A 16,739-nucleotide genomic window follows, 5' to 3' on the forward strand; every position below is an offset into this window, starting at 1 on the left:
CCTGATGTTCAACAGCCCCATCTTCACCCAGGCCGTCGTACACCTGCCCAGCGGCAACACCATGACCATCAACGCCCCCGCCGCCTCAGCGAGCAACTACTACGTCCAGTCGCTCAACGTCAACGGCACCGCCTCGACCGCGACCTGGATGTCGCAGGCCACGTGGAAGAACGGCGTGACGCTGGACTTCACCCTCGGCTCGGCGGCCTCGTCCTGGGGCAGCGGCGCGAACGACGCACCGCCGTCCTACGACACCGGCGGCAGCACCGGCGTCGGCCCCATCACCTCCGGCATCGCCGGCAAGTGCGCCGACGACAACGCCCGGGGCACCGCCGACGGCACGAAGATCCAGCTGTGGGACTGCAACGGCACCGTGGCGCAGCAGTTCACCGTCAAGTCCGACGGCAGCCTGGGGATCATGGGCAAGTGCCTGGACGTGACCGGCAGCGGCACCGCCAACGGCACGCTGGTGCAGCTGTACACGTGCAACGGCACCGGGGCCCAGCAGTGGAGGCAGCAGGCCGACGGCTCGCTGCAGAACCCGCAGTCCGGGCGGTGCCTGGACGACCCGAACAGCACCACGACCAACGGCACGCAGTTGCAGATCTACGACTGCAACGGGACCAACGCCCAGAAGTGGAAGCTGCCGTCCTGACCGGATCCGGTCGGTCCAGGGCAGAGGCCTGACAGGTCGCGGGGCTCATCGATCGGAGCCCCTACGGACCTCGGGCCGGAGGGGCCAGGGGCCCGGCTCGATCCCGAGCCGGGCCCTTGGTGTACGCGATCACGCGATCACGCGCATCGGCGCATCGGCGCATCGGCGCATCGGCGCATCGGCGCATCGGCGCATCGGCGCATCGGCGCATCGGCGCATCGGCCAAGGCAAGCACAGCGGCGCAGTGCGGTGCGTACGCTCGCCCGGAGCCGCGCAAAGCCGCGCTACTCGCCCCGCACTCACCCAGCCCCGCGCCGCTCACCCAGCCCCTTGCCGCTACCCCGCGCCGCTACCCAGCGCCACTCTGCCTCAGCTCCGAGCGTGCGCCAGCAGCGCCTTGACGTTGTCCAGCTCGAACGGGAAGTCGCCGCCCAGAATGATCTGGTCGGCACCCGCGTCCAGGTACGCCTGGTAGTTGTCGATCTCCGCGTCCTGGATCATCACGGTCCGCTCGACCGCCTTCGGGTCCCGGCCGACCTTCGCGCACCAGTCGTTCAGCACGTCGTTCTTGTGCTTGAAGTTCTCCACCGGACCGAAGGTGTTCCACATGTCCGCGTGCTGCGCGACCAGCTTCAGCGTCACCTTCTCGCCGCCGCCGCCGATCATGATCGGCAGGTCCGGGTCGGCCGGCTTCAGCTTGGCCAGCCGGGACTTGATGCGCGGCAGCGCGTCGCGCAGGGCGCGCAGACGGTCCGGCGCGGTACCGAACTCGTACCCGTACTCGTCGTAGTCGCGCTCGAACCAGCCGGCTCCGATGCCGAGGAAGTGCCGGCCGCCGGAGAGCTGGTTGATGGTCCGCGACATGTCGGCCAGCAGCTCGGGGTTGCGGTAGCTGTTGCAGTACACGAGCATGCCGAACCGGGCCTGCGTCGTGGTCACCGCCATCGCGGCGAGCAGCGCCGAACCCTCGAAGTGGGTCCCCTCCGGGTCCCCGCTCAGCGGGTAGAAGTGGTCCCAGGTGTAGATCGCGTCGACGCCCAGGGCGTCGGCCCGCTCCCAGGCCTGGCGGAGCGCGGTGATGTCGGTGTGCTGCGGGCGGATCTGGACGCCCACTTTGAATCGAGCCATGACGGCGGGCCTCTCACTTTGGGAGGTGCGTTACAGGGTTACAGGGTTACTTCATCACAGCCCGGCACTTGTGACACCGCTGGCTCGCCGATCGGGCGATCAGGGTCTCAGAACCGGAGCTGTGGAACCGGGTGGCTCAGGACGACACGTCCATGCGGAGATAAGCGCGATCGTCATACCCAAGAGCCCCGGGCTCAAGTCCTTTTGTCGCGGCCAGCGGGCCGATGCACAGCGGATCGGCCTCCAGCAGGCCCCGCAGATGCGCCTCGGACTCGGCGAGCGTCGGCAGCACGGCGGGGTAGCCGTCGGAGGCGAGAACGACCTCGGACACCTCGGCGGGCACCGGGATCACCCGGATCAGCGCCGGCGGCACCGGCCGCCCGTCAAGACTGCCGAAGGCGAGATCGCCGGCCGCCTCGTTATTGGCGAACACCGCCTGACGGCGCAGCAACGGCAGCGCCGCGGCCCGCCCGGGATCGTCGGCGGCGAGCTCGGCGACCGTGCGGCCGAGCAACAGCTCGGCACGCAGGATCGCGGTCCGGATGGCGACGTTGACGGCGTCGACCTGCTTGTTGGCCGGCGGCATCGTGTTACCGGGGAACCAGAACCCGACATCGCCGACCTGCCACAGCTCACGCCGCGCAGCCGAGTAGATCGTGATCGACGCGGACGGACGCTCCAGCGGCAGGTCCTCCGGCAGGCGGTCGGCGAGCGCCGCCGTGAGCGCCGCCACCGCCTCGGCCACACCAACCTCCGCGCGCAACTCCGCAACAGCATCGCAAAGCACGAGCATCGCCAGCCGGCCGCCAGTAAGCCCGTCATACCGGCGCCCCGATTTGTCGGTGGCCCCGTCGACAACCGCAGCGAACGCCTCGGTCACCGTGATCCCCGTCCTCACAGCGGACCGGGTCGCCGGTCTTGGGGACGATGGACTGCTCAACGCACTTCATGGAGTCATCCTCGCCCACGATCATGGTGGTCAATCGGCAGCGGCAGCCGCGCGCAGCTCCCTTTTCAGCACCTTGCCCGACGGATTCTTCGGCAAAGCCGCGACAATGACCACCTGCTTGGGCGTCTTGAACCCGGCGAGCCGGGCCCGGCAGAAGTCGATCACGTCCTCCGGCGCCAGTTCCGTGCCGGGCTTCAGCACCACCGCCGCGCAGACCATCTCGATCCAGTACGGATGCGGCACGCCGAACACGGCCACCTCGGCGACCGCCGGGTGCTGATAAACGGTCTCCTCCACCTCACGGCTGGCCACGTTCTCGCCACCGGTCTTGATCATGTCCTTCTTGCGGTCGACGACACGCAGATATCCCTCGTCGTCCATGATTCCGAGGTCGCCGCTGTGGAACCAGCCGCCGCTGAAAGCCTCGGCGGTGCGCTCGGGATCGTTCCAGTAGCCGAGCATGGTGTGCGGGCCGCGATGCACGATCTCGCCGACCTCGCCGCGCGGAACCTCCCGCCCCTCGTCGTCGACCACGCGGGTCTCGACATTGAGCGCGGCCCGGCCCGCCGAACCGGCTTTGCGTTCCTGGTCCTCGGGACCGAGAACAGTGGCCACGGGCGACATCTCGGTCTGACCGTAGAAGTTGTACAGCCGGAGCTCCGGCAGTCGACGCCGGATCTCGGCCAGCACTTCAACAGGCATGGCAGCCGCGCCGTAGTAACCCTTACGCAGAGTTCTGAGGTCGCGCGTGTCGAAGTCCGGGTGCCGCAGCAGCGCGATCCATACCGTCGGCGGGCAGAACAGCTTGGTGACGCCCTCGGCCTCGATGGTGCGCAGGATGGTCGCCGGATCGGCGCCGGGCAGGACGATGCTCGTCGCGCCGAGCTGGATGTCGGGCGTCAGGAAGCAGTGCAGCTGGGCGCAGTGGTAGAGCGGGAGCGCGTGGACCTCGACGTCGTCGGCGGACATGTCGCCGGAGACGATCGCACTCGTGTACTGCGCGACCAGGTTGCGGGTGGTCATCACCGCGCCCTTGGGGCGGGACTCGGTGCCGGAGGTGTACATGATCTGGACCGGATCGTCGTCGGCGACCGGGACCGGAGGCTCGGTGGCGTCCGCGCCGGGGGCGTCGGCGGCGTGCAGGGCCTCGAAGCCGAGCCAGCCTTCGGGGTGCGCGGGGCCGATGGCGGCTTTGAGCCGAGGCTGGTGCTCGCCGGCCGCGACGGCCCAAGCCCGATCAGCCGTCTCGCACAGCGTGTCCTCGGCGATGACCGCGACGGCGCCGGAATGCGTGAGGACGTAAGCGATCTCGTCCGGGCCGAGCATGAAGTTCACGGGCACGGACACCGCCCCGAGCCGGGCCAGCGCGAAGTAGGCGACGACGAACCCGTGCGAGTTGTGCGCCAGCAGCAGCACCCGGTCGCCGCGGCCGATCCCCCGCGCCGCCAAGGCGTTGGCGGCCCGGTTGACGGTCGCGTCCAACTCCGCGAAGGTCTGCCGCAGTTCGCCGAAGATCAAAGCCGGCTTGTCGGGGTCCCGCGCGGCGCTGCGGCGCAGCAGGTCGCCGAGGCTGTTACGGCGAGCAATGGCCTGGTCGGGCGCGGGTAACCGTCCGTTCTGGTCCGTCATCGCTATAGCCAACTCGGCCGGGCCCGACGGCGTCAAGGGGCTTGCGGCGACTAGGCGACGGCGCGATCGCCGGCGTCCAGGGCCGGCCAGGTCCGCAGTCCGCGCACCAGGCCCAGGAAGGCCCGTTCCGCCGGGGACAGCAGCCGGTCGCGCCGGTAGGCCACGACGACCGGCCGGGAGCGCAGCGGCGGCTCGATGTCGAGCACGACCAGCCGGCCCTCGCGGACCTCGGAGTCGATGGCGTGCTCGGAGATCAGCGATATGCCCAGGCCCGCGGCGACCGACTGCTTGATGGTCTCCGGACCCCACATGTCGGCCTTCGCCATGTCGTCCAGGTCCCAGCCGATCAGCGCGGCCTCCTGGAGGTCACGGGTCTGCGAACCCGGTTCGCGCAGCAGGAAGCGTTCGCCCGCCAGGTCGGACGGCGTCAGCGGGCCGCGCGGCGGACCGGCGGCGACCGGGGCCGCTTCACTTCCGGAGTCGGTCGAGCCCACCGAACCACCCGAGCCAGCCAAGCCACCCGCGCCGCCCGCGCCGCCCGAACCACCCAAGCCGCCCGCGCCGGACCCCCGGGCCAGCCGGTGGCCGGGCGCCGCGACCAGCAGCAGCCGCTCGTCGAGCACGTTCTCCGTCTTCAGCTGCGGCGCGCCGGGCTGGCCGGCGACGATCGCCAGGCCGAGCTCCCCGTCCAGCAGCCGCTTGACGATCTGGCCGTTGTTGCCGACGACGATGTCGCACTCGATGGCCCGGTGCCGTTCGCGGAACCGGGCCAGCAGACGCGGCAGCAGGTAGGTGCCGACGGTGGTGGTGCCGCCGACCTCCAGGCGCCCGGACTGCACTCCGGAGACCTCGCGGATGGCCGCGACCGCCTCCTCGGTGAGCATGAACACGCGGCGGGCGTACTCGACCAGCACCTCGCCCTCGGCGGTGGGGCGGATCCGCGGGCCGGAGCGGTCGATGAGCGTGGTCTGCAACGACTGTTCGAGGTTGCGGACGTGGTTGGAGACCGAGGGCTGACTCATGTAGAGCTTCTGCGCGGCCGCCGAGAAGCCGCCGCTCTCCACGACCGTCATGAAGATCGACAGACGGTGCAAGTTGAGTTGCGTCATGCTTCCACCACTTCTGTCACCTCCGGCTCTGTTGCCTCCGGCGGTCCCGGGACGTGCCGGAACACGCCCCGTTGACCGTCAGCCTAGCCCGCGGGGTTAACGCAGGGCGGATTCCTGGCGACCGGCGCGGATCTTCGCGATGGACGTTTCGAGACTGACCAGGAACCGCTCCAGGACCGGCAGCGGCAATTCGCCCATCGTGGACACCCGGAAGAAGGTCTTGGCCAGGTCGCCCTGCCCGGCGTAGATGACGAAGCCCTCGTCCTTCAGCGCGTCGTGCAGCTCGGTGTAGGCGATCCCCTCGGGCAGGTAGATCATCGAGATCGAGTTCGAGCGGTGCTCCTCGGGGATGAGCACCGACAGGCCGAGCCGCTCGAACCCGGCGCGCACCAGCGCCGCGCGCTGCTTGTACTCCGCGACCCGCGCCGCGACGCCGCCGCGCTCCTCCAGCTCCTTGATGGCCTCGTCGAGCGCGAAGCAGACCTGCACCGCCGGGGTGAAGGGGACGTCGCCCTTGCGCTGGCCGGTCAGGTAGGTGTTGGCGTTCAGGTACAGCGAGCGGACCGGGACCTCCTGGATGCGCTCGATGCCCTTGGCCGAGCACAGGATGAAGGAGATGCCGGGCAGGCCGTGCAGGCCCTTGTTGGCGGTGCCGCAGATGATGTCGGCGTTGAGGTCCTCGTGGCCCTCGTCCTCGATCGCGGTGGCGCTGATCGCGTCGACCAGGAGCAGCACGCCGGCCTCCTGGGCGACCTTCCCGATGGCCCCGACCGGGTTGATCATGCCGGTGGTGGTCTCGTGCTGGACCACGGCGACGGCGTCGACGTCCGGGTGCTCGGCGAGCGCCGCGCGCACCGCCTCGGGATCGGCCGGCTCGGTCCACTCGCTGCCGACCGAGTGCACCGTGATGCCGTGGACCTCGGCGATCCTCGCGAGCCGGTCGCCGTAGACGCCGTTGCGGACGACCAGGATCGAGCGGTCGGCACGGACCGCGCTGATCACCGCCATCTCCATCGCGGAGGTGCCGGAGCCGGTGACGACGACCGCCTCGTGGGTGTCGCCGACGTTGAGCACCCGGCTCAGGCCGGAGCGGATCGAGGCGAGCAGTTCGGAGAACTCCGGCTCGCGGTGGCACCAGTCGCCGCGGCCGAGCGCGGCGCGGACGCGGTCGGTCGTACAGGCCGGGCCGGGGTTGAGAAGAACAAGGGGGCCGACGGAGTTCTCAGTCATGGCGCCCAGGCTAGGCGGCTGATCATGGGACGCGCGATGCACCTTCCGCGCATGGCCTCCATAGCCGAAACCATGTTGAACCCTCGCCGCTCCTCGACCTCCCTTGTATTAGCCTTCCGTTCATTCATTGTTCATATATCGAAGGGCCTGAACATGCTCGCAGCGACCGGGACGGCCTGGTCCGCCGCCCTGCTCCTGCTGGCCGGGTCCTTCGCCGTGGTGAGTGGGATCAACGACGGCGGCGCGCTGCTGTCGCCGGGGCTGCGGATCCCGGGCCTGCCGGCGCTGGTCTCGTTCGGCCTGCTGGTGCTGGCCACGGCCGCCGGGCCGATGGTGTTCGGGACGCGGGTGGCCGCCGGGTTCCTGGGGCGGCTGGTGCGGTCCGGGACGGGAGTGCCCGGGACGGGAGTGCCCAGGGCGGGGCTGTCCGGGACAGGGGTGTCCGGGACAGGGGTGTCCGCGGCGGCGGTGTCGACGACGCTGCTGATCGGGGTCGCGGCGGCGCTGGCGGTGGTGCTGCTGCTGTCGCTGCGCGGACTGCCGACGTCCCTGACGCTCGCGGTGGTCGGCGGACTGGCCGGCGCGGGGCTCGGAGCCGGGTTGCCGGTTCCGGCCGGGTCGGTGGCCACGGTGCTGCTGGCGGCGGCGCTGGCGCCAATAATCAGCGCACTGATTGCCTGGCTGGTGACTCGGTCGCTGCGGCTGGCCGGAACGCGGCGGTCGACAGCCGCTGTGGCGACAGGTCGGACCCATCGAGTCGCGTTTCCGTTGCAGTGCTTGGCTTATGGAGCGAACGACGGGCAGAAGATGATCGCTCTGTTCGCGGTGGCAGGCGGCAGCGGGCTGGGTGTGAACGGGGTCGCCGTCGGCGGGGTCGGTGCCAGCGGGGTCGGCGCGGGCGGAGCCGGCGTGGGCGGAGCCGGTTCGGTCCGGCTCGGCGTCGTCGGGCTGATGCTCTGCGGCGTCTTGTTCGGGCTCGGCGCAGTGCTCGGGCTGCCGCGCGCGGCGGCCTCCCTGGGCTCCGGGATCGTGCCGCTGCGGCCGTTGGACACCGTCACAGCCGAACTCGCGGCGGCGGTGGCCGTGCTGGGGAGCGCAGCGCTGGGCTTCCCGGTGTCGATGACGCAGTCGGTGGCCGGCGGACTGTTCGGCACAGGGCTCGGGCTGAGTGCACGCCGGGTGCGGTGGCGCCAGGCGCGGCGGATCGGAACGGCTTGGCTGCTGACGCTGCCGTTGAGCATCGGGGCGGCGGCAGCGGTCGGTCTGGCCTGGCGGGAGTTGGTGTGAGAGTTCGGATAGCCACAACGCTCCGCTCCATGAGCGGCCGCGCGGACGCCCCCTTGATCAGAGCCCTGCGATCCCAGGTAACAGTGGCCGCCTCGGGTGCGGACTTGACCTGCGCGCTGCTGAACGGCGCCGTCGACATGGACGTCGCGCGGGCTCGGATGGAGTCGATCGAGCACGACGGTGACGATCGGCGGGCAGCGCTGCTGGCGATCCTGGGCGCGACGCTCTCGCCGCCGGTGGATCGCGAGGATCTGAACCGGGTGTCGCGGTCGATCGACGACGTGCTGGACACGCTTCGAGACTTTGTCCGGGAGACCGATCTCTACCGGGTCGGCGATCTGAGCCGGTATCGCGATCTGGCCACCCTGGTCTCCGGCAGTATCCGGACGCTCGACGAGGCCGTGGCAGCCCTGGCCCCGGGTTCCGATCTGCGGGCCGCGACGCTGGCGGCGCGCAAGGCCGCCGGTGCGGTGGTGCGGGCGTACCAGTACGAGGTGGCCGCGCTGCTGACCGGCGGGACGCCCGAACGGGACGCCGCCGAGGCGATGAAGGCCCGCGAGCTGTACCGGCGGCTGGGGGACGTCGGGCTGCGGCTCGGCGACGCCGCCGACGGCCTGGCCGACGGCGCGATGAAGCGTGGACGGTAACGACTCTTAACTCATTCTCGCGAACCGGTGGTGACAATCTCCTGAGACCCCGATACTCGTCGGCATGAAGACGTCCCCGACCGTTGTGCTGATTTCGGCTGCTGTCTCCGCCACGGCGATCGCCGTGGGTGTCGCGGTGGTGGTGCCGGGGTCCGGCGACCACTCTCCGCAGAGCTCGGTCGCGGTGACGAGTCCGGCCGCCGGCGCCGATCCGAGCGCCGGGGCCGCCGCCGGTGGCGTGGCCGGCGGTTCGAGCGGTGGTTCGACCGGCGGGACCGCGTCCAGTTCCGGTGCGTCGGCCACAACCGGCTCGGCCACGGGCACCGCCACGACCGCCGCCACGGGTCCGACGCAGGCCAGCGGGAGCAGTCCGGGCCGTCCGTCGGGGTCGCCGGGGTCGCCGGGATCGCCGGCTTCCGGATCCGCCGGGTCCTCCGCGACCGGGAGCGCCTCGCATCCGGCGACGTCCCCGGCGCACGTGCCGACCACGCCGGCCACGTCGGCAGCGCCGTCCGGCAGCGGGCTCGCCGATCCGCACAAGAAGGAGATCGCGATGGAGCTGGTCTCCAGCGCGGAGAACTCGTCGCTGAACTGGCGTGCGCAGTACCAGTACATCGAGGACATCAAGGACGGTCGCGGCTACACCGGCGGCATCATCGGGTTCTGCTCCGGCACCGGCGACATGCTGGAACTGGTGCAGCACTACACCGCGCTGGCGCCGAACAACGTGCTGGCCAAGTACCTCAGTGCACTGAAGGCGGACAACGGCAGCGACACCCACAACGGACTGGACCCGAACTTCACCAAGGACTGGAAGACCGCCGCCTCCGATCCGCTGTTCCAGCAGGCGCAGAACGACGAACGGGACCGGACCTACTTCAACCCGGCGGTGAGCCAGGCCAAGGCCGACGGCCTGGGGACCCTGGGCCAGTTCATCTACTACGACGCGTTGGTGATGCACGGTCCCGGCTCGGACTCGCAAAGCTTCGGCGGGATCCGCGGCGCCGCGCTGGCGAGGGCCAAGCCGCCGTCGCAGGGCGGGAACGAGATCGCGTACTTGAACGCGTTCCTGGACGCCCGGATCGCGGCGATGAAGGCCGATCCGAGCCACCAGGACACCAGCCGGATCGACACCGAGCAACGGGTGTTCGTGAAGAACGGGAACGTCAACCTGGACACACCGCTGCACTGGTCGGTGTACGGGGACGCGTACACGATCAGCTAGGTGTACTGACCATGGAGGTCAGGTCCAGTGGTCGGGGCGGGCCAGTCCGGCCGGGATCTTCGTGCTCTGATCGCCGGTGGCGGCGTTCATCTGGGCCTGGGTGACGAACACCGCGCCGGTCAGATCAGCACCGGTCAGGTTCGCGTCGCGCAGATCGGCGCCGATCAGGTCGGCCTTGCGCAGGTCGGCCGCGGTCAGGTCGGCGCCGATGAGGTAGGCACCCCGGAGATCCGCTCCGCTCAGGTCGGCACCGCGCAGGCGGGCGCCGATGAGGTCCGCGCCGCGCCGGTCCTTCTTGCGTCCGGTGCCAGCGCGAACCAGGGTGCTGACTTCGGACAGCAGTGCACTGACATCGGCGCGGTGGGCGGCGACGTCGAGCGCCAGGAGCTCCTCGGCCGGCAGGCCGGTCAGGCGCTCGGTCTCCTCCGCCGACCAGCCGATCTCGGCCTTCAGCGCGGAGGCGGACGCCAGCTCCTCGGCTTCGGCCAGGTACCACAGCATCTCGTGGAGCTGGCGCATGACCGGCAGGGCCGCGAACATCTGTCCGGCCTGCTCCGGCGCGGCGCGCCAGGACACGCCGCCGAAGGTGTCGCGGGACAGCTTCTGGCCGGCGCCGAAGCAGTCGTAGACCGTGCAGCCGGGGAAGCCGCGGCCGCGCAGGCCGGTGTGGATGGAGCAGCGGTCGTCGGCCGCCAGGTTGGGGCACGGCGTCCCGGGGTCCTTGTCGACGGCGAAGTCCCGGGACGCCGTGAAGGCCAGTCCGACACAGCACAGCGCGAAGCAGTTCGAGCAGTCGGCCCGCAGGTCGGAGCGGTTCATCGGCGGAAGTCCTACAGCTGGCTCAGGACCTGGGAGGCGATCAGCTCCAGGTGGTCCAGGTCGGACAGGTCCAGGATCTGCAGGTACAGGCGCTGGGCGCCGATGGCGGCGTACCGGCCGATCTTCTCCACCACCTCCGCGGGGGTGCCGGCCAGGCCGTTCTCGCGCAGTTCGGCGGGCTCGCGGCCGATGGCCTCGGCACGCTTGGCGACCTCGGCCTCGTCCCGACCGACGCAGGCCACCAGCGCGGCGGAGTAGGTCATCGAGTCGGGGCGCCGGCCGTTGGCCGCCACCGCGTCGCGGACCGTGCCGAACAGCCGCTCGGTGTCGTCGAAGGGCCGGAAGGACGTGTTGAACTCGCTGGCGTACTGCGCGGCCAGCCGGGGCGTGCGCTTGGGCCCGCCGCCGCCGATGATGATCGGCGGATGCGGCCGGGTGGCCGGCTTGGGCAGCGCTGGGGAGTCGGTGAGGCTGTAGTGCTCGCCCTTAAAGCTGTAGGTCTCGCCGTCCGGGGTGTTCCACAGGCCGGTGACGATCTGCAGCTGCTCCTCCAGCAGGTCGAACCGCTTGTCCGGGAACGGGATGCCGTAGGCGGTGTGCTCCTCGGCGAACCACCCGGTGCCCAGGCCCAGCTCGACCCGGCCGGGACCGGCCATCTGGTCGACCTGGGCGACCGAGATCGCCAGCGGGCCGGGCAGCCGGAAGGTGACCGGGGTGACCAGGGTGCCGAGCTTGATCCGCGAGGTCTCGCGGGCCAGGCCGGCCAGCGTGATCCAGGCGTCGGTGGGGCCGGGCAGCCCGGTCACGCCCCCCATCTTCAGGTAGTGGTCCGACCGGAAGAAGGCGTCGAAGCCGAGGTCCTCGGTGGCCTTGGCGACGGACAGGAGCGTGTCGTAGCTGGCGCCCTGCTGCGGCTCGGTGAAGATGCGCAAGTCCATGGGATCAGCCTCGCACATCCGGGTGGCGGTGGTGATCGGACACACCTGTGTCCACGGACGGCCCGCTGTCGGCCCGGGCGCGTCGCCGTTTGGCAGGATGACGGTATGCGCACCCCCTACGTCAACAGCCGCCTGGCCCCGATGGGCACCACCATCTTCGCCGAGATGTCGGCGCTGGCCGCCGCGACCGGCTCGATCAACCTGGGGCAGGGCTTCCCGGACACCGACGGTCCGGAGGAGGTCAAGCGCGCGGCGGCGGAGGCGGTGCTGAGCGGCAGGGGCAACCAGTACCCGCCGGGGCCCGGCATCCCGGAACTGCGCACAGCCGTGGCCGACCACCAGAAGCGCTTCTACGGCCTGGACCTCGACCCCGACTCCGAGGTCCTGGTGACCGCCGGCGCCACCGAGGCGATCGCGGCGGCCATGCTGGCCCTACTGGAGCCGGGCGACGAAGTGGTGGCCTTCGAGCCCTACTACGACTCCTACGCGGCCTGCATCGCGATGGCCGGCGGCGTCCGCGTCCCGGTGCAGCTCCGCCCACCGACATTCCGCCCGGACCTGGACGCCCTGCGAGCCGCCATCACCGACCGCACCCGCCTGCTGCTCCTCAACACACCGCACAACCCGACGGGCATGGTGCTGACCCGCGACGAGTCCGAGGCCATCGCGCAGCTGGCAATCGAACGCGACCTCCTGGTCGTGACCGACGAGGTGTATGAGCACCTGACGTACGGCCCCGAGCACATCCCCCTGGCGACACTGCCGGGCATGCGCGAGCGGACAGTGACGATCAGCTCCGCGGGGAAGACGTTCTCGTTCACGGGCTGGAAGATCGGCTGGGTGACCGCGCCGCCGGAGCTGGTGAGCGCGGTGCGCAGCGCCAAGCAGTTCCTGACGTACGTCTCCGGCGGACCGTTCCAGTACGCGACCGCGACAGCACTCGCTCTGCCGGACGAGTACTACACGACGCTGCGCGAGGACCTGCGGGGGAAGCGCGACCTGCTGGCTGATGGGCTGGAGGCGGCCGGGTTCGAGGTGTTCCGCCCGGACGGGACGTACTTCATCACGACTGACATCAGCAGCCTGAGCGACGAGGACGGGATGGCGTTCTGCCGCGCGTTGCCGGAGCGCTGCGGGGTCGTCGCGGTGCCGAACTTGGTGTTCTACGACGACAAGGTGGCGTCGCGGAGTTTGGTGCGGTTCGCGTTCTGCAAGCAGTCCGATAAGTTGCGCGAGGCGATTGACAGGTTGTCTGGCCTGCGGAGTCTGCTTTGAGATAACCGACTGCATACCGCTCGCAACAAAGCCCCGTCCTCCCGCACTTGGGAGAACGGGGCGTATCGAGTGTTGGGAAGGCAGCACGCGCGCGATCGGGATGTCGTCGCCAAGAAGGAAGGTTCGCGCCTCGCCGCCCGCTGTGATCGTGAAAGTCTCCCCGTCGGCGTCAGCCTCGTCCACCCGCCACCAGTAGCCGCCAATTGAGATGAAGTCTCCAGCGCGGGGAGCCTGACCGGGCTCGATCAGGAAGAACCCGAGCGGCGTCGGCGGGAAGGGCGCGACACGTCCTGTCACGGCGTCGCCGGCCGCAGGCCCTTGGCCTCCAAGATCTGCGCCGGGCCGCCGTCCACCGGCCGAACGATCGCGAAGCCCGCGCCCGGGGTGAATTCCGTGATCTTGAACCGTGCTCCCGTGCTGTCCGTGACGATCAACGGCTCCGACAGGAGGACCACAGCAGAGCCGGGGTCTTCGGGGTTCTTCGGCAGGGTTCCTCTGTCCATGCTTGAGGTGTACAGCCGCCCGAATGGCCCAGACAGGGGGATTCAAGAGGGGTAGCTTCGATCCATGGGTATCGGGACACTGATTCGCGCGAATCGACTGCGGTACGGCTGGTCGCAGGATCGGCTTGCCGCAGAGCTGCGACAGTACCGGCCGACGGTGACACGAGACGAAGTCAAGAAGTGGGAGGCGGAGAAGATCATTCCCGGCTCGTTCTGGCAGGCACATCTTGCAACCGCGCTCGGCGTCCCCCTGCCGGAGGTCGAAGCGGCAGCTACCGTGTCTCGTATGAAACGCCGCGCCTTCCTTGCTCTCAGCGGCCTGGCAGTGGCTAACGCCTCCATTGTCACCGACCTCACCGCAAGTGCCGCCGGCGGCGATTGCGTACCCATGCGGGACTACCTCACGCCTTATGCTGTTGACCACGCCATGGCGCAGATCATCAAGGGAGATCGTGGCGCCATCCGCAGACTGACAGGCTGGATGCAGAACGGCGAGACAGCCAAGCTACGTGTTAACGCTGGCAGCATCCTGTGGAAGACGGGCCACCCCGACTTGGTAGAAGCCGCACCCAATCAGCTGCTCCACGATGCGCCAGCACGCGACTGGTACCTCACCAGTTACGCGCGACGCGTCCTAAGACTCCCATGGGAAGACGCCAAGCAATACACGGGCCGGGGCATGCGCGCGGCAGAACTCAACGCCCACGTCAAGGAACTTGGGGACCAGGTTGACGCCGGTAGCCGCTGGTGTGCCGCTGTCTTCATCGGCCAAGCCGTCCGGGGCGGCAACGAACAGGCACGCAACGCCTTGCTCAAGGCGCTCCGCGTGGAAGAAGTGCGAGAGAATCTACGTCTCATCGGCCTGTCGCTGGTCGGTGAACAGCCATGGAAGGAAGCATGAGCCATGCCCTACGCCGAGCCGCTGACCGACCAGGAGATCGCCGATCGGTTGGACCAGCTCCCCGGCTGGGAGCGTAGCGAAGACTCGATTACCAAGACGTTCAAGATCAAGCCATACCCGAGGGGCTTGGCCCTGATCGCTCTGGTCGTCGCGGCCGAGGAGAAGATGGATCACCACGCTGACATCGAGTACCGGTTCGGAAGCGTGGTCTTCACCATCACCACTCATGCGGCCAATCACCAGATCACCGCAAAGGATCTTGAGCTTGCCGAGAGGATCGAAAAAGCTTCGGTCGGCATCGCCGCTTGAGACACGAACGCAGAGGTAGTCCCAGGCCGACCACCGGTCTGGGAGGTGCGCACCCCTAGTTCGCTATCAGCGAATCGCCGCCGACCACGAGCGAAAGCGCGCCTATGGTCAGGGCATGACCGACTACACCGCCGTCTTCGAGCGTTACGAGAACCTGACGCCTGTCGATCCGGACGCCTCCCCGGTGGCGATCCTGGTCGCGGGTGTTCCGGGCGTCGGGAAAAGCACGCTGGCCGAGGGGTTGGCCAGGCGGTTGCGGGCGCCGGTGTTCGGCCTGGACTGGCAGCTTGGTGCGCTGACGCCGTTCGCGGAGTTGGCGGACGAGGTGCTTGAGGCGCTGGCTGACGTGACGCTTGTCGCGCCGCTGGCTCGGCAGCTCCAGTTGGGGCTGGATGTGGTGGTGGACGTCACGGGGCATCAGGCGGCGGAGCGGCGGCGGTATCGGCGGGTGGCTGAGGGGCTGGGGGCGCGGCTGGTCGGGGTGGAGTGTGTGTGCTCGGATGCGATGGCGCATCGGGCGCGGGTGGTCGGGCGCGATCGCGGTATTCCGGGGTGGCGGCCGACGGTGCCGTGGGAGCATGTGCTGCGGATGAAGGGTCTGTGGGAGCCGTGGACCGAGCCGCATGTGGTGCTCGACTCGGCGAAACAGGATGCTGAGACGATGGTGGCGCGGGTGCTGGACGAAGTGGCGGCGGGACGGGGCGCGGGCGCGGGTCTGGCGGTCAGTCCGCGGCGCTGAGGCTGCCGCGGCGCGCCGTGCCCATGCGCATGCCCGCACCCGCACCCGCAACTGCCGAAAACCCGAAAGCGGGCCCACCGCCACCCACAGCGACAAGCCCACTTCCAGTCCACACCCCGCGCCGTACCGTCACGGGGCTGCTTCCAACCCAGGTCAGAGCTTGATGACCTGGCCCGGGAAGATCAGGTTCGGGTTGGAGATCTGGCCCTTGTTGAGCTGGTACAGGTTCTGCCAGCCGCCGTCGACGTGGTGGGTCAGGGCGATGCGGGACAGGGTGTCGCCGGACTTGACCGTGTAGGTCTGGCCGGTCGGCTGGGTGGTGACGGCCGTCGGCTGGGTGGCCTGGGCCTGGGTGGCCGGCTTGGACTGCTGCTTCGGAGCCTGGGTCTGGGCCTTCGGGGCCTGGCTCTGGGTCTTCGGCGTCTGGGTCTTCTGCGTCTTCGGCGTCTGCGTGACCGGCTTCGACTGCTGGGTCTGAGCCTTCGGCGCCTGCGTCTGCGTCTGCGTCTTCTGCGTCGAAGTGGTCGTCGACGAGGAGGCCGAGCCCGGGTTCACGTTCGCGGCGGCGCCGCCGGCGCTCAGGCCCGCGCGGGCGCCGCAGACCGGCCAGGCGCCCGGGCCCTGCATGCGGAGCAGGTTCTCGGCCACGGCTATCTGCTGGTCCTTGGAGGCCAGGTCGGCACGGCCCGCGTACTTGCCGCCGCCGGCGCCGAGCCAGCTGCTGGTGGAGAACTGCAGGCCGCCGTAGTAGCCGTTGCCGGTGTTGATCGACCAGTTGCCGCCGCTCTCGCAGGCTGCGACGCGGTCCCAGGTGGAGACGGAGGCGGCGTCGGCGGTGGAGGCCATCACGGCCGGGAGGATCACGGCGGCGCCGGCCACGGTGGCCACGGCGATGCCGGTCTTCTTGCGGGTGGACAGCTTGGACTGCTTGAACAGCATGTGATCGCGCGCACTTTCTGACCCCCGCCGGTGGCGTGCGCCACTCTCCAGTCCTGGGGCCCCTGCGCGTGTTCCGCGGTGTCGATCGCTCGGTGCGATCCCGGTGCGGACGGCGTCGGGGTGGGGTCGGGTTCCGTTGCGCTCGCCGCCGGGGACAGGAGATGGCGTGCCGGCCGGCGAGGTCCCCGAATCGCTGCGGGGCTCAAGCACCGTAGGCACAACCTTCCGCAAATCACAAGAACAGTGACATGCTGTCGATGCCGACCGCACTGTTCGTGACGATTTCCCTTGATCCAGAAGGGTTTCTCACGTGTTGTGCCGCGCTTGTCACGATCCGTCGAACGGCTCCGGGAAGCTCCGGGGAGAGTCCGGAGCCGCTCGAACCCTCCCCGGTGCCACGCTGTGTCGCCGCCCCGCTCCGCTTCGCCGACGACGGCGCGAGAACTGCGACCGACGT

The 16,739-nt window shown here is 69.7% G+C and carries 16 protein-coding genes and 1 pseudogene; 8 read left to right on the forward strand and 9 right to left on the reverse strand.

Going from position 1 to position 16,739, the window contains the following annotated elements:
- Positions 1 to 655 (forward strand): ricin-type beta-trefoil lectin domain protein (locus ABD481_RS44350; RefSeq protein WP_344671954.1); only part of this gene is annotated, 655 nt, incomplete at its 5' end.
- A 369-nt stretch (positions 656 to 1,024) separates the two neighbouring features.
- On the opposite strand, the gene ABD481_RS44355 is transcribed toward ABD481_RS44350, so the two are convergent.
- The 5 genes from ABD481_RS44355 to ABD481_RS44375 form a co-directional block, all read right to left on the reverse strand.
- Entirely contained in the window at positions 1,025 to 1,783 is a 759-nt protein-coding gene (locus ABD481_RS44355; protein ID WP_344671955.1) for an LLM class F420-dependent oxidoreductase, read from the reverse strand.
- Positions 1,784 to 1,919: 136 nt separating this feature from the next.
- Positions 1,920 to 2,663: a hypothetical protein gene (locus ABD481_RS44360; protein WP_344671956.1), complete on the reverse strand. Its 744-nt coding sequence runs from the start codon at positions 2,661 to 2,663 to the stop codon at positions 1,920 to 1,922.
- A gap of 99 nt (positions 2,664 to 2,762) precedes the next feature.
- Positions 2,763 to 4,361 (reverse strand): acyl-CoA synthetase, encoded by a 1,599-nt coding sequence (locus tag ABD481_RS44365; protein WP_344671957.1) that lies wholly within the window; start codon positions 4,359 to 4,361, stop codon positions 2,763 to 2,765.
- Positions 4,362 to 4,411: 50 nt separating this feature from the next.
- A complete protein-coding gene (locus ABD481_RS44370) occupies positions 4,412 to 5,470 on the reverse strand; it encodes a LysR substrate-binding domain-containing protein (protein WP_344671958.1) in 1,059 nt (352 codons plus the stop codon).
- A 96-nt stretch (positions 5,471 to 5,566) separates the two neighbouring features.
- Positions 5,567 to 6,700: a pyridoxal-phosphate-dependent aminotransferase family protein gene (locus ABD481_RS44375; RefSeq protein ID WP_344671959.1), complete on the reverse strand. Its 1,134-nt coding sequence runs from the start codon at positions 6,698 to 6,700 to the stop codon at positions 5,567 to 5,569.
- 153 nt (positions 6,701 to 6,853) lie between these two features.
- On the opposite strand from ABD481_RS44375, the gene ABD481_RS44380 reads away from it, so the two are divergent.
- From ABD481_RS44380 to ABD481_RS44390, 3 genes and pseudogenes are all read left to right on the forward strand, one after another.
- Positions 6,854 to 7,987 carry an inorganic phosphate transporter gene (locus ABD481_RS44380; protein ID WP_344671960.1) on the forward strand — a complete coding sequence of 378 codons (1,134 nt, stop codon included), beginning with the start codon at positions 6,854 to 6,856 and terminating at the stop codon, positions 7,985 to 7,987.
- A gap of 29 nt (positions 7,988 to 8,016) precedes the next feature.
- On the forward strand, positions 8,017 to 8,634 hold the full coding sequence (locus ABD481_RS44385) for a DUF47 domain-containing protein (protein WP_344671961.1): 618 nt from the start codon (positions 8,017 to 8,019) through the stop codon (positions 8,632 to 8,634).
- A gap of 421 nt (positions 8,635 to 9,055) precedes the next feature.
- Positions 9,056 to 9,859 (forward strand): annotated as a pseudogene (locus tag ABD481_RS44390) (chitosanase); the annotation flags it as partial.
- 18 nt (positions 9,860 to 9,877) lie between these two features.
- On the opposite strand, the gene ABD481_RS44395 reads toward ABD481_RS44390, so the two are convergent.
- Both ABD481_RS44395 and ABD481_RS44400 read right to left on the reverse strand, forming a co-directional pair.
- Positions 9,878 to 10,678, reverse strand: a complete 801-nt coding sequence (locus tag ABD481_RS44395; RefSeq protein ID WP_344671962.1) for a pentapeptide repeat-containing protein — start codon at positions 10,676 to 10,678, stop codon at positions 9,878 to 9,880.
- Positions 10,679 to 10,689: 11 nt separating this feature from the next.
- On the reverse strand, positions 10,690 to 11,616 hold the full coding sequence (locus ABD481_RS44400) for an LLM class F420-dependent oxidoreductase (protein ID WP_344671963.1): 927 nt from the start codon (positions 11,614 to 11,616) through the stop codon (positions 10,690 to 10,692).
- A 105-nt stretch (positions 11,617 to 11,721) separates the two neighbouring features.
- Between ABD481_RS44400 and ABD481_RS44405 the strand changes: the two genes are divergently transcribed.
- Complete coding sequence (locus tag ABD481_RS44405) at positions 11,722 to 12,891, forward strand: pyridoxal phosphate-dependent aminotransferase (RefSeq protein WP_344671964.1); 1,170 nt, start codon at positions 11,722 to 11,724, stop codon at positions 12,889 to 12,891.
- Positions 12,892 to 13,184: 293 nt separating this feature from the next.
- Here the strand turns inward: ABD481_RS44405 and ABD481_RS44410 are convergent, their stop codons facing one another.
- Positions 13,185 to 13,394 (reverse strand): hypothetical protein, encoded by a 210-nt coding sequence (locus ABD481_RS44410; protein WP_344671965.1) that lies wholly within the window; start codon positions 13,392 to 13,394, stop codon positions 13,185 to 13,187.
- A 64-nt stretch (positions 13,395 to 13,458) separates the two neighbouring features.
- Between ABD481_RS44410 and ABD481_RS44415 the strand changes: the two genes are divergently transcribed.
- The 3 genes from ABD481_RS44415 to ABD481_RS44425 all read left to right on the forward strand — a co-directional run bounded on the left by ABD481_RS44415 (position 13,459) and on the right by ABD481_RS44425 (position 15,343).
- The gene (locus tag ABD481_RS44415) at positions 13,459 to 14,295 is read left to right on the forward strand and encodes a helix-turn-helix domain-containing protein (protein ID WP_344671966.1); all 837 of its coding nucleotides are present in this window, start codon (positions 13,459 to 13,461) and stop codon (positions 14,293 to 14,295) included.
- A 3-nt stretch (positions 14,296 to 14,298) separates the two neighbouring features.
- Positions 14,299 to 14,604 (forward strand): 4a-hydroxytetrahydrobiopterin dehydratase, encoded by a 306-nt coding sequence (locus tag ABD481_RS44420; RefSeq protein ID WP_344671967.1) that lies wholly within the window; start codon positions 14,299 to 14,301, stop codon positions 14,602 to 14,604.
- Between the two features lie 115 nt (positions 14,605 to 14,719).
- Complete coding sequence (locus ABD481_RS44425; protein WP_344671968.1) at positions 14,720 to 15,343, forward strand: P-loop nucleotide/nucleoside kinase family protein; 624 nt, start codon at positions 14,720 to 14,722, stop codon at positions 15,341 to 15,343.
- Between the two features lie 153 nt (positions 15,344 to 15,496).
- Here the strand turns inward: ABD481_RS44425 and ABD481_RS44430 are convergent, their stop codons facing one another.
- On the reverse strand, positions 15,497 to 16,282 hold the full coding sequence (locus tag ABD481_RS44430) for a transglycosylase family protein (RefSeq protein ID WP_344671969.1): 786 nt from the start codon (positions 16,280 to 16,282) through the stop codon (positions 15,497 to 15,499).
- Positions 16,283 to 16,739: the final 457 nt, after the last annotated feature.

The sequence above is a fragment of the Catenulispora yoronensis genome (genome assembly GCF_039531695.1).
Lineage (GTDB): Bacteria > Actinomycetota > Actinomycetes > Streptomycetales > Catenulisporaceae > Catenulispora > Catenulispora yoronensis.